Source organism: Halovibrio salipaludis (assembly GCF_002286965.1).
GTDB lineage: Bacteria > Pseudomonadota > Gammaproteobacteria > Pseudomonadales > Oleiphilaceae > Halospina > Halospina salipaludis.
On sequence record NZ_NSKD01000010.1, the window covers coordinates 1 to 20,967 of the forward strand.

A 20,967-nucleotide genomic window follows, 5' to 3' on the forward strand; every position below is an offset into this window, starting at 1 on the left:
CCTAGGAGTCTGCGCGGTAGAAACCGCCTTCTGGCATAATAACCCGAAATTCTTCTCTTGCAGGAAGCCCGATGGGAACGACGTTCCGCCCGTATTCGCCCGACCAGGACTTGCTCCTTCCGCCCAGCCTGAAAGAGTGGCTGCCTGAGGGGCATCTGGCGTATTTCATCAGTGATGTTGTCGAAGAGCTGCACCTCAGTGATTTTTATGCGCGCTATGAAGGCGACGGGCGACGCAAATCGCCGTTCGATCCGCGCATGATGCTGAAGGTGCTGATTTACGCCTATGCGACGGGCGTATTCTCATCACGCAAGATTGCCCGCAAGCTGGAAGAGGACGTGGCGTTTCGGGTGCTGGCAGCCGGCAATTTCCCCAAGCACCGCACGCTGTGCGATTTCCGTAAACAGCATCTCAGTGAGTTCAAGGCGGTATTCGTTCAGGTACTGCATATTGCACGGGAAGCGGACCTGATCAAGCTTGGCACGGTGGCCGTTGATGGCACCAAGGTCCGAGCCAATGCCAGCAAGCATAAGGCCATGAGCTATGGCCGAATGCGTGACGAAGAAAAGCGGTTGGCAAGCGAGATCGAACAGCTGTGTAATCAGGCCGGTCGCACGGATGAGTCCGAAGACCAGCAGTTTGGCACCGACCAACGCGGTGATGAATTACCCGACGAACTCCAGTATCGCGAGAAACGTCTGGACAGGATCCGGGCCGCAAAGCAAAAGCTCGAAGCCGATCAGCAGGCCAGCGATGACGCCCGCGGGCGCCACCCTGACGATGAGCGGCGCTCACCGCGTGGCGGGCGCAATTTCAAGCGCGATTACGGGGTCCCGGACGATAAGGATCAGAGCAACTTCACCGATCCCCAGAGCCGGATCATGAAAACGAGCGACGGCTTCCAGCAATGCTATAACGGGCAACTGGCCGTCGATGCTGAGTCCCAGATGATTGTGGCGAACCACCAGGGTAACAATGCCAGTGACCACGGCTGCCTGATTCCACTGCTGGACGATGTGACAGCGACATTGGGGAGCCAGCCGCAGCGGTGTTTGGCCGATGCCGGCTATCGAAAGGAACAGGACTTTCAACTTCTGGAGAGCAAAGCCATTGATGGTTATATCTCGTTACGCAGAGAAGGGAAAAAGACCGGACAGATAGACGCCGATCAGTATCCAGCTACGGCCCGGATGGCACAGAAACTGACCACCGAACAGGGGCGAGAAGTCTACGCCCAGCGAAAACACCTGGTCGAGGCGGTCAATGGCTGGATCAAACACGTGCTGGGCTTTCGCCAATTCAGTATGCGGGGCTTGAACGCCGTGCAAGGGGAGTGGGACCTGGTCTGTCTGGCGCTGAATCTCCGGCGTATGAGTTCCCGGATGAGCCTGGCGTAGGCCGGATGAGGGAACGCTGGTGTGGCCCCAGCTCAGGGGCCTATTAGCTGACAAGCTCAGCGCACCCGGCTAAAAATCGGTGTCTTAACCCAACCGACGTTGCTCGAAGCAATTCCGGCTGGACGCTGCCCCGTTCCGACAAAAACGGGGCTCAAAACCTTCTACCGCGCAGACTCCTAGTCTGATACAACCGCCTGACAACAATTACCCTCAACCGGTCAAAATAATTGTCGCCGCCCAGCCAGAGTCGTTGACGTTAGATACAACCAGTTGATCCATATACCCGTTATTTGAGGAAATATATGCGCCGGCATCATCTTGCCCTGGCAGCAGTATTGGGGGATACAGTGATAGGGCGCGTCAGTCTGTTTGCACCTGTGCGCCTGACCTAACCCGCAGTCAGGGGAGCATCTACGATGCAGGAGCCCAGTAGACTGGGTTTCTGCTTGATAAAAAAGAACTTCTGCTCTCAGTTACCTTGATAGGCATGGAAAATGTCTTGTTCACCGTCGTCGCTGAAGATGATGACCTGAAAATCATCTTTCCGACCGGTTTCCATGCCAGGGGCGCCATGGGGCATGCCGGGAACCGAGAGACCGATCGTTCCCGCTTGAGGATTCTCAAGATAAGCAACAATATCACTTGCTGGCACATGCCCCTCGATCACGAGATCACCGATCAATGCGGTATGACAGGACGTCATATCACGCGGTACGTCATACTGCTGCTTGACCTCGCCGAGGTTGCTGGTTTCGACAATGGTGGTCTCAAAGCCATTGGCATCGAGGTGTTCAACCCAGGATTGGCAGCAGCCGCAATCAGGGCTCTTGTAAATGGTGATGGCCGGGCCGCCCGCGCCAATGGCCGAGCCGGTGGAGAGAAGGATGGCGGCCATACCTGTAAACAGGGCCGGTTTTTTCGTCTTCATGGTAATCCTCGATTTGAATCGGTAATGGGGCAATGAGGGCCCGGGGCGCCTTGGCTTCCCCGGGCAATGGAGGTCAGTTCGGGCTGCTGCCCAAACCCCTAGTTGGCGTCCGCGTCTTTCTTATGCCTGGCGCCATCCATGTTGTCGCTGCGGTGGTTCTGCATCATTTTCATGCAGGCCTCGGTCATGGCTTTTCGATCTTCCGGAGCCATGTCAGACATCATGTTCATCATCCCCATCATCCCCATCATGCCACCCATTCCGTGCATGCCTTCCGGGGACATCATGCCTTTCCCTTCGCCCTCATGGGCAAACACTGAGAAGGTGCCGATAGTACCGGCCAGGAAAACCGCTGTGATCGTAAGCTTGACTTTTGAATCGCGCATTCTGTTCGCTCCAGTTCAAGGCCCGTGAGCAATAAAAGCCCGGGACTTTGGTTTGGTTCAGGAAATAGTGTCTGGGTTAAAGCTCAGGAGCGGTGGCGCGGAGGCGGGGTGATGAACTCCAGGAAAGGAGCCTGGTAAATGGTTACCCGGGCATTGAATACCGGTTGGGAGCCGGTATCGGTGAAAGCTTCGGGACCTGCCAGCAGGATAGCGGGGCTGGTACCGCACTGGCTCAGTCCGCCGGCGCCCAGGCACGCCATTTCGGAGGCAGTGATGCAGTCAACCCGATCCATTCCCGTGGAGCCACAATCAGTCATTGCGGATTCCGGCTGACCGCCCGCCATTTCGGTCGCGGCCAGAGTCGGTCCACCGATCACAAGAAGCAGTGACAGCAGCACGGAAGTGAGTCGGCGGTTGGTGGTGGTCATCCTGATTCCATGTACCCAATGGTCAAGAGGGCTAGGCGTAATCTGACGCTAGCACCTCTCTCATTCAACGGCAAGACTTCCGTGATAGGGAAAAGCGAGACAGGGGCCTGAACCTGCGTTGGCGGAAGTCAGCCTCGAAGATAGGCATGCTTCCGCGGTCTTTACCGGGGCGGCTCGCCGTCGGGGTGTTTACGAATGCCGGCCGTGGATTCAGACGTCCTGCATGCGGCCGACTTCCCTGGCGATTCGCATGGCCTCGTGACGCTCCAGGTTCAGCAGGTTCTCCACCATTTCCCGGGCTTCCGGAATTTCGGCGCGATCCTGAAGGTTCTGGTAGAGATCGATGATCTGGTCGTGGAAGTCAAAGATCTCGCGGCAGATGTCATCGAACCCCATGTGGGTGTAGGGGAGATCACAGGTCCGGTGGGTTTCAATCGGCTTGTGGGACAGGAAGTCATAGATCCAGGTCTTCAGGGCTTTGACGTCGCTTTCGCGCTCAAAGGCCGTGACCAGCTTCTCCAGCTCCGCCTCGTGGGTTGCCAGGTAGTCGAGCAGTATTCGAGCGCGTTCTTCCTGGTGCTCGCTCGCGCAGTGGGCCAGACAGGTGGCCATGTGGTGGTGGAGTGTGCGGGTCCAGTCGATAAGGTCCTTGAAGGTCTTGAGTTCCATGAAGGTTGCTCCTTGATCATGCCCCGTGATGGTGGTGGTCGTCATCCGGGGTAGCGGGGTTGTTGGCGAGGAAGACGCTTTCCACGAACAGGATGACCGCCATGGCCAGCGCTGCCACGCCAATGACAACAGGATCGGTGACAAGCTTCACCCAGATAAACCCACCCAGCACCAGGAGATCAAGCAGGATTGCCGTCACCAGGATGGCGCCATTGGCGCCGACCTCCTGCTTCAGGTACCTCAGCACACCCCAGTGAATGGCGATGTCCATGATCAGGTAAAAGATGATGCCCAGGGCGGCGATCCGCGTGAGGTCGAAAAACGCAGTCAGGATCAGGCCAAGGACCACGGTGTAGACCAGGGTGTGCTTCTGGATATCGCCGGGCATGCCGAAATGGCTGTGGGGAACCAGTTTCATCTGGGTCAGCATGGCCAGCATCCGCGAGACGGCAAAAATACTGGCGATGATTCCGCCGGCGGTGGCGGTCATGGCCAGGATGACGGTGAACCAGAGGCCGTAATTGCCGAGCGCGGGCCGGGACGCGGCTGCCAGTGAATAGTTGCGGGTTTCAATGATCTCGCCCAGGGACAGGTTGCTGGCTACCGCAAAGCCCACCAGTGTGTAGATCACCACGCAGAGGGCAATGGAGATGATGATGGCGCGGCCGACATTACGGTGCGGGTCATTCACCTCAGAGCCACTGTTGGTAATGGTGGTGAAGCCCTTGAAGGCGAGTATGCCCAGTGCGGTGGCACCGAGAAAGCCGGTGATCGTCGGCTCGGGCTCGGAGCGGGTGAAATCAACCGCAATGCTGTCGGCGATCGCCACACCGACCAGTCCGAAGATGATGATCCCGCCGATTTTCACGATGCCAATGAGTGAGGCCGTGCCTTCGATCAGGCGGTTGCCCGAGAGGTTGATCAGGAAGGCCACCAGCAGCAGGCCCACACCGAGCACCGGAACCAGTCGGCTCTGGTCACTGACATCAAACAGCTGGAGCGTGTAGGAGCCGAAGGTCCGGGCCAGAAAACTCTGGGCAATGACCATTGAGAAGTACATCAGAAGCGCGTGGAAGGCGGTCGGCAGCGTGTTCCCGTAGGCCTTGTGAAGGTACATGCCGATGCCGCCCGCCGAGGGGTAGGTGTTGGACATCTTCACATAGGAATAGGCGCTGAAGGCCACGATCACCGCGGCTGACAGGAAGGCCAGAGGGAAAAGCGTGCCTGTCATCTCCGCCATCTGGCCGGTAAGTGCGAATATGCCGGCGCCGATCATGACGCCGGTTCCCAGCATTACCGCGCCGGGCAGCGTCAGGCTGTTCTCTGCGTAGCGCGGGGTTCGATCATCCTGTTCAGTCATCGTCTGTCCGTCTTTTTCAGGTGAGCCGCGGTTGCAATCGGTCAAGCGTAACCCCGGAAACTGAATCAGAGCTGATTCCCCGCCGTCACAACTATCAGCCCTGATTCAGCTTCGCGTGCCATTATTGTTGAAGCGGAAAAAGTTCACAAATGGCCAGGAGACTCGAGTATGGCTAAACCTCATCGGGCTATTGTCAACGAATGCTGCCTCGTGATCCGGCACCTGAAGCTGGACAATCTGGATCATGAAAAAGCGGAAGCCATCGGGCAGGCAATCGACCAGATCACAGGAATCGATATGGTCTCGCTGAACGACGACAGGTCCATCCTCAATGTTGCCTACGATGCCGGTAAGGTAAATATCGAGGACATCGAGGCGGTCGTGCGCGAGCATGGGGCCGACATCGCGCAGGGCTGGTGGACGCGGTTCAAGGAGAGCTGGTACCGGTTCAGCGATAGCAACGTCCGGGAAAACAAGGAACGCACTCCGTGGAGTTGCCACTGAAAGTGGGCCGTGTCAGGGTTTGAGCTCGCGAAAACAGGAACTTGGAGTCCCGACACATGAGGAACTGGTGCAGGTGGCTCTATTCTCCCGAGTTCAACGTTGTCCTGTTCGGCTTCCTGCTCAACTACCCATGGGAGTTCCTGCAGGTTCCTTTTTACCGGGACATGCCCCAGGCCGCGCACTGGGATGCCATTCTTTTCTGCTCCCGAGCTACCGCCGGGGATGCGCTGATCGCTCTGGTCAGCTTCTGGGGAGTTGCTCTTGTATCGCGGAACCGGCGCTGGATTGTGCAGGCCACTCCCTGGCAGGTCATTAAATTCTCGGCGTTTGCGGTGATGATTACCATCGGGCTTGAGTGGCACGCGACGGTGGTTGCCGAGCGCTGGGCCTATGCAGAACAGATGCCGGTGATTCCGGTTATAGGAACCGGGCTGCTGCCGCTCCTGCAGTGGATCGTCCTTCCGCCCCTGATTGTCTGGCTTGTGCACCGACAGATTCGTTGACCAGTACCCCTCCACCTTACACCTGAAAGACGGGTGCGAATCCACCTCCGGGGGTGCGGAAGTTGGTTGTCTGCCCCTTGTAGACGCGTGCGGCTGCAAGCAGCCGTTTTCCGGCGTACGTGTAGAGGCGGATGTCGACTTTTCTGCTCGTTATGGTGTCATCAATCCGGACGTTTCGTTCCCCGGCGGGAACCAGCTCCTGAGCGATGTAATCGTCCTCCAGAATGTTTTCAAATACGCGCCGGGTCATTTTGTCACCCCGGTAGACACCTTTGCTGCCGTGGCTTGCCACCGGCTTGAAGAACAGTTTACGACGAGCCTCCCACAACGCTGTCGCGTCTTCTCTGGAAACCAGTCGGGTTTCTGGAACTGCTTTCTCCAGATACGCCGCATCGGCCTCATTCAGCCCCCCGTCCCGCAGGCATTGGGGGGCTGACAGGAGGGTGAGGTTCCGCTTGTCGGCGAGCAGGGCGTGCACCCGGGGATTGGGTGTCACTACTGCCGCGCCGTCGAGATACGCCTGCCTCAACGGTGCGTGGGTAGGGGATTTCAGGGCAAAATCCACCAACCGGTTGTATACCATGTCGATGGGCTTCCCATCCGCTGTCAGCCTGCCATTGGTATACTCGAGCTCGGAGGGATCGAGGATCAATGTATCCAGTCCCCGATCCAGGAGCAGCCTTTGAGCGAGCTGGAACTCGGGAAACATGAACTGGCTTTTCGGGTCGTTATCCACGATGGCCAGGCGGCTGGGTGTTGAGTCGCCAAACTGCTTCTGCCATTCGTGCTTGAACATGGCAAACACGGCCTCCTTGAATCCATCGAGTGCTGGATTGCTGGAGGTGTTCTGCTGGGATGGGGTGCAGCAGCGATGCTGGGCCCGGGCAAGTTCCGCGTTCAGAAAAGCGCCACCGGCATTGGTATTGATCTCGATCAGCTTAGGGCCGTCGGGTCCAAGGTGAAAATCATAGCCCATGAAGGCTCCTATCGGGCCTGGATCGAACCCCGCGATGTCCGGTGCCCAGGACAGGACCTGTTCCCGGTACGACGGAAGTCCGGTGGCTGACTCGATGGCCTGGACGATTCGTTCCATCGTCGACATGTCAGCTTCCGGGACGAAAACCGCTATGTTTGAGAAGAGGTGATGAAGATCGGGGATTCCTGACGAATCATGGTCAGAGTCCGGAAATTGATCCCGTAGGTTTTTCTCAAGGGCTTTTTGATCAAGGGTGATGCAGTAGCACTCCCGATTGAGATGGGCTGCGTCGGCATTGGTCATACAGTCAGGGGCCCTGATTCCGGGGATGGTCGACGTGGAAAAAATCCATGTCTGGTGACATTTGTCAGCTCTGTTTCAGTCTCGTGTGCTGAAGTCTATGCATTAACCATATTGGCACGCGTGTGCTGAAGTCTATGCATTAACCATATTGGCACGAAAGTACGACTCGCTGGTCAGAATAACGATCGGCTGAAAGTTATGATTGTTTCTGGTGTGATAGCAAGGGAGGCTTATGATTGCGCGAGCTGGAGGATAGTTGATGAGCGCTCTGGAGCAATACAGCCTGCTGCTGGCCCTGGTGGCCGGCATTGCAGGTACCGTGATCGGGCTGTATGGGCTTGCCCGCGCAATGGGCCTGACGCGCCGGGAGCAGGGCAAGGATGTGCCCGCGAGTTCCGGAGTGCTGTCACGGGATCCGGTATGGGGGCGCTATCACGCGCGGTACTACGGTTACGCGTTGCTGTTCCTGGCCTTTGATATGGAAATGGCTTTTATGTATCCGTGGGCCGTCGTGTACAAGGAAGTAGGGCTGGTTGCTTTGCTTGATATGGGCGTGTTTCTTGCCATTCTCTTTCTCGGCCTGCTCTACGGATGGAGCCAGGGGGCTCTGAGACGGCAATGACATCTGATCCAACAATGCCCCTCGTGGGCGTCCGCCAACAAAAACGGCCCTCGGCACTGCAGAAGCTGGTCTCTCGGGCCATGGCACGCAACCTGAGCTGTCTGGTCGTCCCGGGACCGGAAGTGGCCCTGGCGCACGGACTGGACGTGACGGCGGCAGGCATGCGCACCGCTGCTACGCCTCGTGATGCGGGTGTACTCCTGATTATCGGGGAACTGTCACAGAAAATGGATGAAGCGGCGGCGGTGCTCTACGCGCAGATGCCCCGGCCGCGCGCCGTGCTCGTGCTGGGCGGACCAGCACCGTCATCCTTACCTCACGCTGATGTTTCCGCGGGCCTCTCACAGGAGGAACTGGCCGAAGCCGTCGGTCGGCTGCGGCGGGCGATGGCTGAAGGCGCCTTTGCAGCCTCACCCGAGGACTTCGACGCTTCTGTCCTGAATGTCAGGATTGAGTATGTCTGCCCCATGCACCCGGAAGTTGTCCAGGACGAGCCGGGCAGCTGCCCGAAATGCGGCATGGACCTGGTGGCTCATGAGGCCGGGGATGACACGGGGACTGCGGAAGCCGGCGCAGGGCACGGCCACCACCATGATCACGAGCACCACGAGCACCACGAGCACCACGAGCACCACGAGCACCACGAGCACCACGAGCACCACGAGCACCACGAGCACCACGAGCACCACGAGCACCACGAGCACCATGAGCACCATGAGAACCATGGGCATGATGACGAACAGCATCAGGACCATGGGCACGAACACTGCCATGATCCTGAGCCCCAGGACCAGGACCACCATAAACATCATCAGGACCATGAGCATCATCATGGCGGCGATCATGAACACCACCATGATGAGGCCGAGGGGCAGTCAGAACATGACCATTCCGGTCACGATCATTCCGGCCACGACCATGGTGCCGGCGGGTTTATGTCCATGATCGAAGTGACCAAGGACCTGCCCCGCAGCGCCGATGGGCTGCAGATGGACTGGCTTGAGGTGCCGTTCGGTCCTGTTTTCCCCGGTCTGCCCGGTGGACTGAAGTTGACGTTCACGCTTGATGGTGACGGTGTGACGGCAGGGCAGGCGACTTCCCTGGTGGGCATGGCTACCGAAGGTGACGACTTTGAAGAGGTGGAGGCTGGTACCTTCATCGAGCATCTGGCATCGGCAATGCCGCTGGCGCCGGTGAGCTATCGCCTCCTGGCCTGTCAGGCAATTGAGCAAGCTGCCCGGGTGAATGACGATCCGGCGACCACGCAGGCCCGGAACAGTGCCCTTGAACGCGAACGCATCGCCAGTCATCTGGGCTGGCTGGCCCAGGTGGGGCGTCAGCTCGGCTTCACCTGGCTGACGCACCGTGCTTCGACTTTGCAACTGCAAGTCAGAGACGCCAACCGGAAAAGGCTTGTTGCGCTGGAGCCGGCACTGCGGGCACTGGGCACCCGTCTCGGGCGAACACCTTTGCTAAAGGCACGGCTGAAGGGTATCGGCGTACTGCCCACGGAATCTTCTGATCTGCGTGGCCCCATGGCGCGGGCTGCCAACGAAGGCGGAGATGCCTGGGCGCGCCTGTGGCAACGCCTGGCCGAGATATCGGCCAGCCTCGACCTTATCAAGGGGGCCGGGGAGCCCGAACTACCATCCCTGTGCGACATCGGCGATGTGTCGGGAACCGGTGAAACAACGGTTGATACTCCGCGCGGTGAGGCCAGGCTAAGTCTGAAACTGGAACATGGCCACGTGAAATCATACAAGCTGGACACCGCCTGTAGTCATCATATCGGCCTGGTCGAGAAGCTCGTCGAGGGCAGGGAACTGGGCGACGCACTGGTGGCGGTCGGCTCACTGGATCTTTCCCCCTGGGAGGTGGCCCCGTGACTGTCGCCATTGTTTTGCTCACGCTGTTTGGCAGCGCCTGGCTGCTCGCCGTGATCGAGGGCTGGACGGTAACAGGACGCCTGCGACCGGCTGCGCCTCTAATCAGCGGCCTGGCGCACCTCGGTCGCGAATCCATTGTGCCGCGCTCCCCGGACCGGGTCTTTTTCGAGGCGGCGCCGGTGCTGCTGCTGGTTGTGGCGGTGCTTGGCGCGGCGGTCCTGCCGCTGGCGCCGGACCTGGTCATCGCGGATCTGGGTACCGGCGCACTGTTCATCAATGCGGCTCTGGCCTATGTCCTAGTCGCGCTGATCATGGCGGGCTGGGGGCCAAACGGCGCCTATGCGATGATCGGCGGCTGGCGTTTTCTCGGTCAGCTTATTGCCTATTCCATGCTGATTGTCATGCCAATCACGGCCGTGGCCATGCGCGCGGAGTCCCTGGTGAACACCGCGATCGTTGGCTCCCAGGCCGCCTTGTGGAACATCGTCTACCAGCCGCTAGGTTTCGTGCTGTTTTACATTGCGGCCATGGCGCTGGCGTTCCGCTCGCCGTTTGACCTGCCCACCGCCGAGGGGGAACTGGCGGGGGGCGTGGATGCCGAATACACCGGGGTGCGCCTGGCGGTACTGCGGCTGGCGCGCCTGACGCTGGTGGTCACGCTGGCTTCCGCGACCACGGTCTTCTACCTCGGCGGCTGGCACGGGCCGCTACTGCCGCCCTGGGCCTGGAGCCTGATCAAGACACTGGCCGTGGCCGTGTCGATGCTGCTGGCCGGTGGCTATCTCCCGCGCATTCGCGAGGCGGATCTGATGAGATGGTGCTGGACGCTGGGGATTCCCCTGGCACTGCTCAATATTGTCATTGTCGGGTTGCTGATTCTGGTGGTGCCGTAATGGGTGCTCAGGCTTTTTTCCTTGCCGTTTTCGGGCTGGCTGCAATCGGGTTCGGCGTAGCGGTGTTCCGCACCTCGTCCATGGTCCGCTCCGCGCTGGCACTGTTGTTTTCGCAGACTGCCGTAGGCTGCATGTTCCTGGTTATGCAGACCGAGTTCCTGGGTGTGCTGCAGATCATGATGATGGCCACGGAGATGAGCATCATGGCCATCTTCATGGTGATGTTCATGATGGATCCCGGCGGACTTGGCGGCATGGACATGACCCACCAGAAGCGCTTTTCAATTGGTGCCGGAGTGGTTGCTGCTGGCGCCGCAATTGCCGTTGCGCTGCTGGCCGACTGGGGGGCCGTGACGGCCCAGGCGCCGGACGCGGCCATGCAGACACGGGAGCTCGGGCATGAGCTGCTTGGGCGCTCGATGCTGATTTTCGAAACCGCCGGCGTCACGATCCTGACCGCGATGATCGCGGCCACGGCGGTGGCGATCCCGGTGCAGAACCTGGCGAGTAAAGACGACAAGGAGGTTTCGCAATGACGGCTGTCCTGATCGTAGCGCTTGTCACGGGCGCCATCCTGTTCGGAATCGGTGTCTATGGCGCGCTCTCTCAAACCAATCTGGTCATGATCATGATGGGTGTGGAACTCGTCCTGGCCGGCGCGCTGGTGAATCTGGTTGCTTTCTGGCGTTTCCTGCATCCCGAGAGCTATTCCGGCCAGATGTTTGTGCTGGTGGTGATGACGGTGATGGCCGTGGAGATGGCCGTCGGATTCGGGGTCGCGATTGCCCGCTTCCGGGCCAGGGGCTCGGTAGAAATGGAAGAAGCGGAGGACCTGAAAGGATGAGTGCCGTGGTGCTGCCGGTATTGCCGCCGCTGCTCGCCGCACTGGCCGTATTGTTACTGCGCCGGGGCGGCGCTGTGCTGGCCCTGGCCGGAGTAATAGCCAGCCTGGCGGGAAGTCTCTGGCTTCTGGCCCGCGTCGCCGACGGGCAGGCTGAAACGCTGCTTCTGCCCGGTCTGCCGGACATGCCGCTGCGCCTGGTTGCCGGGCCGCTGACCGCGCTGTTGACCGTAGCGGTGGCCACGGTGGGTACCTTCGTGCTGATTTACGCGGTCGGGTACATGAAGCGGGAGTTTAGTCAGGCCCGCTTCTACGCCGTGATGTCCCTGTTCCTCGCCGCGATGCAGGCGCTGGTACTGGCCGGCGACTGGGTCCTGCTGCTGGCGACCTGGGAGTTGATCGGGCTGTGCAGCTACCTCCTGATAGGTTTCTGGTTCCAGCGCCCTGAAGCCGCGAATGCCGCCGGCCGCGCCTTCCTCTATACCCGCAGCGCCGATCTTGGGTTGTATGTTGCGGTATTCATGCTCATCGGGTGGACAGGTACCAGCGAGATCGCCACGTCCCTGGAGGCTGGCGGCAGCGCATCGACTGCTGCTGGACTTTTGCTGCTGCTGGCCGCCATGGGCAAGTCGGCCCAGGTTCCGTTACAGGACTGGCTCATGCGCGCCATGGCGGGTCCGACTCCGGTCTCGGCGCTGCTGCATTCCGCCACACTGGTGGCGGCTGGCGCCATCCTGCTGATTCGTTCCTTCCCGCTGCTGACACCCGAGGCTCTGCTCGCCGTTGGAGTTGTCGGTGGGGTTACCACGGTGGCAGCCGGGGTGATTGCCCTCGCTGAAAGTGATCTTAAACGCCTGCTCGCGGCGTCCACCGCCAGTCAATACGGCCTGATGCTGATCGCGGTTGGCGCCGGGGTTCCGCTGGCCGCCCTGTTGCATCTGCTTGCCCATGCCGCCATCAAAAGCACCCTGTTTCTTGCTGCCGGCGACTTCCAGCACGCCCGTGAGGGGACCGGCTTCGACCGGCTGGAGGGCGTTGGCCGCGCGAGACCCTGGGCCTTTGCAGGCTTTGCGCTGGCAGCGCTGGCATTGGCGGGCATCCCGCCGCTGAGTGGGTTTTTCTCCAAGGACGCGGTCATCGCCGCTGCCCTGTCCGCGCAGGGCGCGGCCTGGCTCGGCCCTCTGGCGCTGGCCGGCGCACTGCTGACCAGCACCTATATGGCCCGGGCCCTGCGCCTGCTGTGGCAAGGCTCCGGGGAAACCGGGGCGGTCGCCGGCAGTACCTGGATGCGGGCGGGCATCTGGGGGTTGGTGATCCCGGCCGCTGCCCTGGGGCTGGCTTTTGGGCCCATCGAGGGAATTCTTGATCTGCCCACCCGGGAAGCTGAAGGCACTGGCGCCGTGCTGCTCGGACTGCTTGCCGCAGTGGTCGGCCTGGCGCTGGGCTGGCTTGTCTCGGCGCCCCGACTGCTCGGGCCGGTCTATCCCTGGGCTCAACGGGGGCTTGCCGTTGGCGGTGGGCTTACGGCCGGGGTCGGCAGGCCTGCAATGGCCGTTGCCAGGGGGTGTGAACATTTGGAAGGCCACCTGTATGCGGCCGTGCTTGGTGTCGGCCGTGGCGGTCTCATGATTGCCCGTGGGGGCGAGCGCCTGGAGCAGGGCCTGTATTCGGCCGTGCTTGGGTTCGGCCATATAAACCTGGCTGTGGCTCACCTGGTGCGGGTCGGGGATGAGCGCCGTATTGACGGCCTGATCTTCGCGCTGGTGTCCGGGGTGCGCGCCCTGGGCGCGCGGGCACGAACCCTGCAGAGCGGCCTGATCCACCACAGCCTGGCCATCAGCGCCGTGGCCACCGCTGTGACACTTGTCATTCTGTTTCTAGCTTCATTGAGTTTCTAGAGGAAACCCGTACCCATGCTGCCACTTGTCTCTCTTACCCTGTTCCTGCCACTCGCCGGCGCGCTGCTGATTCTGTGTTTGCCGAAACCGGCGGCGCGGACGGTGCACGGCATAGCGATCGCCAGTGCCGCCCTGACGCTGGTCGGCGCTCTGGCCATGTGGTTTCAGGGGGTGAGTGGGGCGGGCTTCTCCCAGGTCGAAGAGCTGGAGTGGATGCCGGCCATCGGCGCCGCCTACCGGGTCGGGGTTGATGGCATCAGCCTGCCGCTGGTGCTGCTGAGTGCCGTGCTGTTCCTGGTTTCGTTCATCTACGCGTCGTCCCTTCGCGATCGCCCGCGCGCGTACGTGGCCCTGGCCCTGCTGCTGGAGACCACGGCAATCGGAACCTTTACCGCCCTCGACGGGATTCTGTTCTATGTCTTCTTCGAAGTCTCACTGGTATCAATGTATTTCATGATCGCCGGGTGGGGGCATGAGGATCGCCAGCGTGCAGCCCTGATGTTCTTCATCTACACGCTGCTGGGCAGCCTGCCGCTGTTACTTGCCATCCTGGGGCTTTACCTGGGTACCCCCGAGCCCAGCTTCGACATGCGAGCCTGGATCGCCAACCCACCACTGGAAGGGGCGGCAGCCATGTGGGCGCTGGTCGCCATGCTGGTCACCTTCGCGGTCAAGATTCCTGCTGTGCCGTTGCACACCTGGCTGCCCGCCGCCCATGTTCAGGCACCGACTATTGGCAGTGTCATCCTGGCGGGGATCATGCTGAAGTTTGGCACTTACGGCCTCGTTCGGTTCGCCCTGCAGATGACCCCCGAGGCTTTCCACGAGGCCGGCCTCGTTGTCCTGGTCATCGGTGTCGTCAGCGCGCTTTACGGCGCCTTTGCCGCCCTGGCGCAGACGGATCTCAAGCGCCTGGTTGCCTATACCTCCGTCAACCACATGGGCTACGTGATCGTCGCTGTCGCCGCGGCCGCGCTGACACTGGACCCCTCGGTGCGTGCTGTTGCTCTGGACGGTGCGGTGCTGCAGATGTTCAGTCACGGCCTGGTCACCGGCGCCCTGTTCCTGCTGGTGGGCATGATCCAGGATCGTGCCCATACTCGCGAAATGGGCGAGTTCGGGGGGCTGCTCAAGACGGTCCCGCTGCTTGGCTGGTCCTTTGTCCTGGCCGCCTTTGCCTCCCTGGGCCTGCCGGGGCTGGCGCACTTCCCGGCTGAATTCCAGATATTTCTCGCTACCCTGGGTACGGTTCCCGCCGCGGTGGTCGTGATTCTGGGCATTGCGGTTATCGCCGGGACCTTTCTCAAGGCACTCCGGGAAACCTTTCTGGGTGAGCCCCGGGAGCGCTGGCATGCCATGCCGGATCTGAGTGGGCGGGAACTGCTTGCCGTGGTGCCTCTGCTGGTGCTCGCCGTCGCCACTGGTGTGGTGCCGTCCTGGGTGCTGGCCGTCATTCACCGGACGACATCGGCGTTGGTGCTGTAATGGCCCGTGACCTCGCATTACTGATTCCGGAGATCGCCGTCCTGTTGACGGCCGTCGGCGCGCTGATCGCGGAAATGCTTCGTCGGCCCCGGGCGGCGCTGGCCGTCGCTGTCATCGGTCTGCTCGTTGCCACGGGGCTGACATTGCGCCTGGTAGGCGGCACGGACACAACCGTGTTCGGAGGCAGCTTCCGGATCGATGGGCTCAGTGTCTGGGCCAAGCTTGTTCTGCTGCCCGCTACAGTGTTCTCCCTACTGCTGGCACGTGTGGATGTAGCGGACACCGCGCGAGAGGGCACGGTCTACAGCCTGCTGTGCTTTGCCACCCTGGGCGCCCTGGCGCTGGCGGGGGCAGGGGATACCATGTTTCTGGTGCTGGGTACGCTGCTGACCGGTCTGGCCACGTTTGCCCTGGTTGCCTATCCGGACACCGACCCGGCTACCGAAGCGGCGATGAAATTCTTCGTGTTCGCTTCGGTCACCACTGCGATCATGATTTTCGGCCTGACGTACTGGTTCGGCGCCTCCGGCTCCACGCTGCTCGCCGATCTTCCGGGCATGGATACCATGCCGCTGGCGGTCATTCTCGGGTTCGTGGCCGTCGTCGTGGGGCTGGGCTACAAGGCATCGCTGGTTCCATTTCATTTCTGGGCACCCGACGCCTACGAGGGTGCGCCCCTGTCGATCGCGGCCTACCTGTCCGTGGTCCCAAAGGTTGGTGCGCTGTTTGCGTTGGCGCAGGTGGTTCGGGCCATGCCCCCGGAATCTGGCTGGACTGCGGTCCTCGCGGGCCTGGCGGTGCTGAGCATGACCTATGGCTATCTCGCTGCGCTGGTGCAGGATAATGTTGTCCGGCTATTGGCCTATTCCTCCATCGCCCAGTCCGGCTATTTTCTTCTGGGCATCGTGGCGGTGGGCGCCAGTGAGCTTGCGTTGCCATCGATCATTCTGTTCGCCGCCGCCTATGCGGCTATGAACCTCGGCGCTTTCGCCGTTACCGCCGCAACCGGGCGCACTCTGAGCGATTTTGGCGGGTTGGGGCGCGCGCGGCCTTTGATGGGAATCGCAATGGTGATCTTCCTGCTGTCGCTGGTCGGCATTCCGCCACTTGCCGGCTTCGTCGGCAAGTTCCTGCTCTTTGCTGCCGCCATCGATGTCCAGCTTACCTGGCTGGCAGTGGTGGCGATCATCAACAGCGTGCTGTCGCTCTCTGTGTATCTGCGCATCATTGTGCCGATGTACAGGCCGGCCGAGACAGCGCCCTCTGCACCAGGCACATGGCCCGTCATCGTAGTGGTGATCACACTTTCCGCCACGCTGATCATTGGCCTGTTCGCCCAGTCCCTTCTTGGGCAGCCAATGGTGTAGGCGCCCCGAAGGAACTGCTGTAACACCCCCCAGTCCATTGTCGCAAATCCGGTGGGTTTCAGCCCTGTCTCAGCTTTGTGTGTTCAACTCACAAAGAGGTTACGCCTGACGAAAAATACCCCACTAAAGGAACGGTTATGGATGGGCGTTTGAAGGTTGCACTGGCGATATTTCCGGTTATTGCGCTGTTTTTCCTTTGGGGTGAGTACAAGGTTCATCTTCCTGGTGCCTTACCCTGGCTCATACTTTTGGCCTGCCCTCTAATACATCTATTCATGCATGGTCGACACGGTGGCCATGGCAACAACGAGGGAGATCAGCGAAATGACTGATGAGGTACCGGGTCACCGTTCCAGGGCAGAAAGCGTGGGTGTGAGCAGTTGGTGAATCAGTCACTATCAATGCGCACAGTGGTCGGGATGGTGCTCGTCGCATTCCTCTGGGCGATCTGTTTCCCCTTTATCGTCGTGGGCTTGCCAGACGCACCGCCGCTGCTTTTTGCTGCTTTGCGCGCCTTCCTGGCGGGCACTTGTCTGGTTCTGATCGCAATATATATGGGCGCTCGCGTCAACTATTCACCTCGGCAGTTACTGGTATTGGCGGTTATAGGGTTCAGTTATACCGGCATGGGACTTGGCGGTATGTTTCTTGGGGCCGGCAAATTGGGGCCTGGTGTTGCGACAGTTCTGGCTAATGCACAACCCTTATTTGCGGCAGTGTTGGCGGTCTTTATCATTAACGAGGTCATTACGGGGCGTGTATTTGCTGGGTTGCTTATCGGCTTTGTCGGGGTCGTGGTGCTCGCTACGCCTGAAATGGACTTTGGTGGCTCCCGATTCATAGGAGCGCTCTATGTTCTTGGCGGTGCGATAGGAACAGCAGTAGGGAACGTCTTGCTGAAATATCAGGCAAGTGCTGATGACGTGTATTGGGCGATGGGTATTCAGCTTCTTATCGGGTCAGTCTTTCTGGCTATTGCGTCTGTGAGTTTTGGCGAGAGCGTCGATATTGACTGGACCTGGTCCTTCGCGACAGCGCTGTTCGTACTGGCCGTTCCAGCTACGGCGTTAATGGTCGTGCTCTGGAATATTCTGCTGGCCAGTGCTCCCCTGAACCGGCTTAATTCATTTACCTTTCTGACCCCTGCGTTTGGCCTCCTTGTTGGCATACTTGCTTTTGATGAGACATTCAGCCTGGTCGAGATGGTCGGGATAGCGGTCACGATTGTCGGGTTGTTTATCGTTGTAAAGGCCCCTGAACCGAGGGGATAATCGGGGCCGTCTTCCTGATTCATTGAAGCAGGGCTTGTTCAGGCACGACTCAGGAAAAGACAGAGTGTTCCATTTCCTATGTCCTCCTTTCAGGATTAGAGCCAACGGCGAGCTGCCCAGGCCAGGAGCGCAAGCAGTCGGTCAGTCAGGGGGAGTCGCAGGCCTGAGCTGGCACCTAGTTCCTCTGCTTCTGCGAGATCTGTCTCGAATTGTCCTTCAAGGGCTGCTGCCAGTGAAGGTGACCTTGCGCAAAGATTGAGCTCGTGGTTCAGGAACAGGCTGCGATAGTCCATGTTGGCAGTACCCACACTGGCCCATTCACTGTCGACGGTCAGAGTCTTGGCGTGCAGCAGTCGCGGTCGATAGCCAAACACGCGTATGCCCTTACGCTGCAGGCGCCCCTGGATGCGTTGCGCGATCCAGCGTATGGGGGCAATGTCGTTTCTCAGAGGTACCAGTACGCGCACCGCCACGCCACGCCGTGCAGCGTGCTCCAGGGCCCTGAGGGTCCATTCGTCGGGAACGAGATAGGGCGTGGTCATCTCGATACGGCGCCTGGCCGAGCCAAACATGGAGGCGAAGACACAGTGCAGTCGGTGCTGGCAGTCAGCTGACTTGTTGGGCAGTACAACTGCGCTGGGCGGTTCCGCGTCGAGTTCGCTGCGGAAAAGCTGGTCTTCCCAAAGCGCCTGGTAGGCATTTCGGGCCTGTCGGACCAGCGGGCCCGTCATTGCGACGTGAGTGTCGCGCCAGCGGCGTTCGCCGTATAGTTCCTGCGAGTTTTCCCGATGAATGTTGAAGCCACCGAGAAACGCTTTTCGTTCGTCCACGACCAGCAGTTTGCGGTGATTGCGCTGGTTGTAGTGTAACGGGCGCGACCAGTGCCAACGGTGGAACCAACGCAGCTCAATGCCACTGGTGCGCAGAAAATGATCGAGCCGGCGTGACACCCAGAACAGCGAGCCGGCGGCGTCCAGGTGAAGGCGAACACGCACACCGGCTTGTGCCCGCGCAGCCAATACCTCGGCAAATCGCCAGCCGATTTCGTCCTCGGCAAAGATATAGCTTTCCATGGCGACTTCATCCTGGGCCTCGGCGATAGCCTGGATCATGGCGTCGTATAACAGGTCGCCTTCAGTGAAGAGCTGGAATGGCTCATCTCCCGGCATCAGCACAGGCGTGCAGAGTCGACGCCTGTGGGGTATCCAAAGGAAGTGATTTACGCGCACTGACATGGATGCACGGCTCGTTTGCCTGTACCCCGCGACATTTCCCGGGTTAGCCAGAAGCCCGCTCCCAATAGTAACGCGCCACCATAGACCATACCCTGCGCCGGGACTTCGCTGAAGATCAGATATCCGAGGGTCGCTGCCACTACGGGCGAGACGATGATGTCCACCAGGGCATAGGTGTTGGCGTTCAGGGTTTTCAGAACGATCGAGATACCGAAGTAGGCAAATCCCGTGGATACTACCCCCAGGCACAGGGCCCAGAGCATGATCGGCAGGTCCATGCCCAGCGGTTCGTAATGGATGGACCCATTGATATCGCCGGGGCCGAACAGGACGAGAAAGGGCGACAGAATGATGGCGCCGGCCAACATGGACCAGGCAATGTCATTGCCTGTTTCGGTTTTCCCCTCGTAACGCATGTAGGTCACCATGGCCGCATAGACGGCACCGTCCGCCAGTGCCACCAGGTTCCCCAGCATGTGGCTGCCTTCGAGCGGTTTGGCCAGCACAATGCCAGTAATAGCCAGGGCAAAGATCAGGATATAGTTCCTTTTGGCCTTCTCGCCCAGAAACAGCCAGGAAAAGATAAAGGTGAAAAAGGGCGCAATGCTCCAGAAAATCACCACGTTCGCTATGGGAGCAACCGTCATGGCGAAGTTGAAGACGCTGATCTGAAGCGCGATCAGCAGGCCGATGATGGCGGTGTCCTTCATGTTGTCCCTTGGAAAACGCAGGCGGGCACCTGTCGTCAGGGGCATGGCCACCGTCAGAAAGACGGCGGCGAACGTCAGCGCATAGAAATTCAGCGTCTGGATCGGGATCCGACCATCGGTGAGTTTTACGAAGACACCGATGGTTGCTTCGGACAGCGTGATCAACAGAAGCAGAAGCGCGGTTCTCATCACGATTTCTGGTGTCCCTTGGTGCGGGTCACATCAATGTCTTTCGCGCCTGATTCATCCAGGCAGGCGGTTTCCACCTGAAGGGTGACAAAAAAGAAGCCAAACTTTGACCTCAGCATGTCGTGGGCCGATTTAAGCACTGCCTGCGGATCCGCGCCGTTGCTCGTGCGCAAGTGGCCGGAAAACACATAACGGCCACTGGTGAGCGCCCAGGCATGCACATGATGGGCATTGGCCACACCGTCCAGCTCTTCAAGCGCTTGAACCACTTCGGCAAGACTGAGGTCCGCCGGGGTGCCTTCCATGAGCAGGTGCATGGCATCCCGAAGGACGCCCCAGCTTGCCCAGAGCAGGACGAAGCCGAAGCCCATGCCCAGAATTGGATCAATCAGCAGGAAGCCAGTGAAATGAATGACCAGGGCGGCGACGATAATGATCAGGCTGCCGACAAAGGTCTGGATGATGTGCCAGAGCGCACCTTTAACGTTCAGGTCGCTGCGGCTCTGTTTCCAGATCAGGCTGAGGGAAATGATCTCCGTGACCAGGCCGCCTGCCGCCGCCCAGAGCATGGGGGCTGGCGGCAGTTCGATAGGCTCGGCCAGGCGGAAGGCACCCATGACGATGACGATCAGGGCCATGCCCAATAGAAACCCACCGTTGACCAGTGCCCCGATAATCTCTGCGCGATACCAACCGAAACTGCGGTCTTCGTCCGCCGGGCGGCGCGCCAGGCGCGCTGCCAGAATGGCTACCAGAACGCCACCCACAGCGGAGAATGTATGGAAGGCATCGGAAATGACGGCAATGGATCCGGTCCAGAGCCCGATGCCCATTTCGACGATGAAATAGATCCCGGTGAGCCAGGCTGAAATAGCCATGCCCCGGCCACTGGAGGGCATGTGGCCTGCGTGTCCGGCGTGCCCTGAGTGGCCGCCATGATTTGAATCCATACCCATTGTCCTCTTCTAACTTTCCACCATGAATAGAGCTGAAGAACGCGCTTACTTGCCATCAGGGGCTTCCGGTAGTAGCAAGCCTGTTATCCGGCTCCTGAACTTAACGGTTGAAGCTGAACTGAGGCTGACACTGAACGAAGGGCTCAGTCAGCGTCACTTC

The 20,967-nt window shown here is 60.0% G+C and carries 22 protein-coding genes; 13 read left to right on the forward strand and 9 right to left on the reverse strand.

What is annotated here, in order from left to right; translation table 11 throughout:
- Positions 1-71 precede the first annotated feature (71 nt).
- Positions 72-1,397, forward strand: coding sequence for an IS1182 family transposase (locus CK501_RS14970; RefSeq protein WP_095618554.1), 1,326 nt, complete (start codon positions 72-74; stop codon positions 1,395-1,397).
- 469 nt (positions 1,398-1,866) lie between these two features.
- Here the strand turns inward: CK501_RS14970 and CK501_RS14975 are convergent, their stop codons facing one another.
- From CK501_RS14975 to CK501_RS14995, 5 genes are all read right to left on the reverse strand, one after another.
- Complete coding sequence (locus CK501_RS14975) at positions 1,867-2,325, reverse strand: DUF411 domain-containing protein (protein WP_095618555.1); 459 nt, start codon at positions 2,323-2,325, stop codon at positions 1,867-1,869.
- Between the two features lie 98 nt (positions 2,326-2,423).
- Positions 2,424-2,711 carry a hypothetical protein gene (locus CK501_RS14980; RefSeq protein WP_095618556.1) on the reverse strand — a complete coding sequence of 96 codons (288 nt, stop codon included), beginning with the start codon at positions 2,709-2,711 and terminating at the stop codon, positions 2,424-2,426.
- An 83-nt stretch (positions 2,712-2,794) separates the two neighbouring features.
- Positions 2,795-3,139, reverse strand: a complete 345-nt coding sequence (locus CK501_RS14985) for a hypothetical protein (RefSeq protein ID WP_095618557.1) — start codon at positions 3,137-3,139, stop codon at positions 2,795-2,797.
- Positions 3,140-3,349: 210 nt separating this feature from the next.
- Positions 3,350-3,808 carry an ATPase gene (locus CK501_RS14990; RefSeq protein WP_095618558.1) on the reverse strand — a complete coding sequence of 153 codons (459 nt, stop codon included), beginning with the start codon at positions 3,806-3,808 and terminating at the stop codon, positions 3,350-3,352.
- A gap of 16 nt (positions 3,809-3,824) precedes the next feature.
- Positions 3,825-5,168 (reverse strand): APC family permease, encoded by a 1,344-nt coding sequence (locus CK501_RS14995; RefSeq protein ID WP_095618559.1) that lies wholly within the window; start codon positions 5,166-5,168, stop codon positions 3,825-3,827.
- A gap of 168 nt (positions 5,169-5,336) precedes the next feature.
- Here CK501_RS14995 and CK501_RS15000 point away from each other — a divergent pair, with 168 nt between their 5' ends.
- Together CK501_RS15000 and CK501_RS15005 are read left to right on the forward strand one after the other, a co-directional pair.
- Positions 5,337-5,672, forward strand: a complete 336-nt coding sequence (locus CK501_RS15000; RefSeq protein ID WP_095618560.1) for a protein kinase family protein — start codon at positions 5,337-5,339, stop codon at positions 5,670-5,672.
- Between the two features lie 56 nt (positions 5,673-5,728).
- Complete coding sequence (locus CK501_RS15005) at positions 5,729-6,175, forward strand: hypothetical protein (RefSeq protein ID WP_095618561.1); 447 nt, start codon at positions 5,729-5,731, stop codon at positions 6,173-6,175.
- A 16-nt stretch (positions 6,176-6,191) separates the two neighbouring features.
- On the opposite strand, the gene CK501_RS15010 is transcribed toward CK501_RS15005, so the two are convergent.
- Positions 6,192-7,454: an ATP-grasp domain-containing protein gene (locus CK501_RS15010; RefSeq protein WP_095618562.1), complete on the reverse strand. Its 1,263-nt coding sequence runs from the start codon at positions 7,452-7,454 to the stop codon at positions 6,192-6,194.
- 259 nt (positions 7,455-7,713) lie between these two features.
- Here CK501_RS15010 and CK501_RS15015 point away from each other — a divergent pair, with 259 nt between their 5' ends.
- From CK501_RS15015 to CK501_RS15065, 10 genes are all read left to right on the forward strand, one after another.
- Positions 7,714-8,076, forward strand: a complete 363-nt coding sequence (locus CK501_RS15015) for an NADH-quinone oxidoreductase subunit A (protein ID WP_095618563.1) — start codon at positions 7,714-7,716, stop codon at positions 8,074-8,076.
- On the forward strand, positions 8,073-9,962 hold the full coding sequence (locus CK501_RS17120) for a heavy metal-binding domain-containing protein (protein ID WP_269844208.1): 1,890 nt from the start codon (positions 8,073-8,075) through the stop codon (positions 9,960-9,962). The genes CK501_RS15015 and CK501_RS17120 overlap by 4 nt, the downstream gene beginning before the upstream one ends.
- A complete protein-coding gene (locus CK501_RS15030; protein WP_095618565.1) occupies positions 9,959-10,855 on the forward strand; it encodes a complex I subunit 1/NuoH family protein in 897 nt (298 codons plus the stop codon). The genes CK501_RS17120 and CK501_RS15030 overlap by 4 nt, the downstream gene beginning before the upstream one ends.
- Positions 10,855-11,391, forward strand: a complete 537-nt coding sequence (locus CK501_RS15035; protein ID WP_095618566.1) for an NADH-quinone oxidoreductase subunit J family protein — start codon at positions 10,855-10,857, stop codon at positions 11,389-11,391. Before CK501_RS15030 ends, CK501_RS15035 begins: the two co-directional genes overlap by 1 nt.
- Positions 11,388-11,699, forward strand: coding sequence for an NADH-quinone oxidoreductase subunit NuoK (gene nuoK / locus CK501_RS15040; protein ID WP_095618567.1), 312 nt, complete (start codon positions 11,388-11,390; stop codon positions 11,697-11,699). Before CK501_RS15035 ends, nuoK begins: the two co-directional genes overlap by 4 nt.
- On the forward strand, positions 11,696-13,594 hold the full coding sequence (locus CK501_RS15045) for an NADH-quinone oxidoreductase subunit 5 family protein (RefSeq protein ID WP_095618568.1): 1,899 nt from the start codon (positions 11,696-11,698) through the stop codon (positions 13,592-13,594). Before nuoK ends, CK501_RS15045 begins: the two co-directional genes overlap by 4 nt.
- Positions 13,595-13,609: 15 nt before the next feature.
- On the forward strand, positions 13,610-15,079 hold the full coding sequence (locus CK501_RS15050; RefSeq protein WP_095618569.1) for a complex I subunit 4 family protein: 1,470 nt from the start codon (positions 13,610-13,612) through the stop codon (positions 15,077-15,079).
- Entirely contained in the window at positions 15,079-16,446 is a 1,368-nt protein-coding gene (locus CK501_RS15055; protein WP_095618570.1) for an NADH-quinone oxidoreductase subunit N, read from the forward strand. The genes CK501_RS15050 and CK501_RS15055 overlap by 1 nt, the downstream gene beginning before the upstream one ends.
- Before the next feature lie 137 nt (positions 16,447-16,583).
- Positions 16,584-16,778, forward strand: coding sequence for a DUF2933 domain-containing protein (locus tag CK501_RS15060; RefSeq protein ID WP_095618571.1), 195 nt, complete (start codon positions 16,584-16,586; stop codon positions 16,776-16,778).
- 51 nt (positions 16,779-16,829) lie between these two features.
- Complete coding sequence (locus tag CK501_RS15065; RefSeq protein ID WP_233128923.1) at positions 16,830-17,717, forward strand: DMT family transporter; 888 nt, start codon at positions 16,830-16,832, stop codon at positions 17,715-17,717.
- A 95-nt stretch (positions 17,718-17,812) separates the two neighbouring features.
- Here the strand turns inward: CK501_RS15065 and CK501_RS15070 are convergent, their stop codons facing one another.
- From CK501_RS15070 to CK501_RS15080, 3 genes are read right to left on the reverse strand one after another with little or no spacing between them, the layout of a single operon-like run.
- Positions 17,813-18,952 (reverse strand): phospholipase D-like domain-containing protein, encoded by a 1,140-nt coding sequence (locus CK501_RS15070; protein ID WP_095618573.1) that lies wholly within the window; start codon positions 18,950-18,952, stop codon positions 17,813-17,815.
- Positions 18,937-19,851: a DMT family transporter gene (locus CK501_RS15075; protein ID WP_095618574.1), complete on the reverse strand. Its 915-nt coding sequence runs from the start codon at positions 19,849-19,851 to the stop codon at positions 18,937-18,939. The genes CK501_RS15070 and CK501_RS15075 overlap by 16 nt, the downstream gene beginning before the upstream one ends.
- Positions 19,851-20,801: a cation diffusion facilitator family transporter gene (locus CK501_RS15080; protein ID WP_095618575.1), complete on the reverse strand. Its 951-nt coding sequence runs from the start codon at positions 20,799-20,801 to the stop codon at positions 19,851-19,853. Before CK501_RS15080 ends, CK501_RS15075 begins: the two co-directional genes overlap by 1 nt.
- Positions 20,802-20,967: the final 166 nt, after the last annotated feature.

What these genes read in the sequence shown, in the direction of transcription:
- CK501_RS14970 (WP_095618554.1), top strand. Translation starts at nt 72, where the DNA reads ATGGGAACGACGTTCCGCCCGTATTCGCCCGACCAGGACTTGCTCCTT.
- CK501_RS14975 (WP_095618555.1), bottom strand. Translation starts at nt 2,325, where the DNA reads ATGAAGACGAAAAAACCGGCCCTGTTTACAGGTATGGCCGCCATCCTT.
- CK501_RS14980 (WP_095618556.1), bottom strand. Translation starts at nt 2,711, where the DNA reads ATGCGCGATTCAAAAGTCAAGCTTACGATCACAGCGGTTTTCCTGGCC.
- CK501_RS14985 (WP_095618557.1), bottom strand. Translation starts at nt 3,139, where the DNA reads ATGACCACCACCAACCGCCGACTCACTTCCGTGCTGCTGTCACTGCTT.
- CK501_RS14990 (WP_095618558.1), bottom strand. Translation starts at nt 3,808, where the DNA reads ATGGAACTCAAGACCTTCAAGGACCTTATCGACTGGACCCGCACACTC.
- CK501_RS14995 (WP_095618559.1), bottom strand. Translation starts at nt 5,168, where the DNA reads ATGACTGAACAGGATGATCGAACCCCGCGCTACGCAGAGAACAGCCTG.
- CK501_RS15000 (WP_095618560.1), top strand. Translation starts at nt 5,337, where the DNA reads ATGGCTAAACCTCATCGGGCTATTGTCAACGAATGCTGCCTCGTGATC.
- CK501_RS15005 (WP_095618561.1), top strand. Translation starts at nt 5,729, where the DNA reads ATGAGGAACTGGTGCAGGTGGCTCTATTCTCCCGAGTTCAACGTTGTC.
- CK501_RS15010 (WP_095618562.1), bottom strand. Translation starts at nt 7,454, where the DNA reads ATGACCAATGCCGACGCAGCCCATCTCAATCGGGAGTGCTACTGCATC.
- CK501_RS15015 (WP_095618563.1), top strand. Translation starts at nt 7,714, where the DNA reads ATGAGCGCTCTGGAGCAATACAGCCTGCTGCTGGCCCTGGTGGCCGGC.
- CK501_RS17120 (WP_269844208.1), top strand. Translation starts at nt 8,073, where the DNA reads ATGACATCTGATCCAACAATGCCCCTCGTGGGCGTCCGCCAACAAAAA.
- CK501_RS15035 (WP_095618566.1), top strand. Translation starts at nt 10,855, where the DNA reads ATGGGTGCTCAGGCTTTTTTCCTTGCCGTTTTCGGGCTGGCTGCAATC.
- nuoK (WP_095618567.1), top strand. Translation starts at nt 11,388, where the DNA reads ATGACGGCTGTCCTGATCGTAGCGCTTGTCACGGGCGCCATCCTGTTC.
- CK501_RS15045 (WP_095618568.1), top strand. Translation starts at nt 11,696, where the DNA reads ATGAGTGCCGTGGTGCTGCCGGTATTGCCGCCGCTGCTCGCCGCACTG.
- CK501_RS15050 (WP_095618569.1), top strand. Translation starts at nt 13,610, where the DNA reads ATGCTGCCACTTGTCTCTCTTACCCTGTTCCTGCCACTCGCCGGCGCG.
- CK501_RS15055 (WP_095618570.1), top strand. Translation starts at nt 15,079, where the DNA reads ATGGCCCGTGACCTCGCATTACTGATTCCGGAGATCGCCGTCCTGTTG.
- CK501_RS15060 (WP_095618571.1), top strand. Translation starts at nt 16,584, where the DNA reads ATGGATGGGCGTTTGAAGGTTGCACTGGCGATATTTCCGGTTATTGCG.
- CK501_RS15070 (WP_095618573.1), bottom strand. Translation starts at nt 18,952, where the DNA reads ATGTCAGTGCGCGTAAATCACTTCCTTTGGATACCCCACAGGCGTCGA.
- CK501_RS15075 (WP_095618574.1), bottom strand. Translation starts at nt 19,851, where the DNA reads ATGAGAACCGCGCTTCTGCTTCTGTTGATCACGCTGTCCGAAGCAACC.
- CK501_RS15080 (WP_095618575.1), bottom strand. Translation starts at nt 20,801, where the DNA reads ATGGATTCAAATCATGGCGGCCACTCAGGGCACGCCGGACACGCAGGC.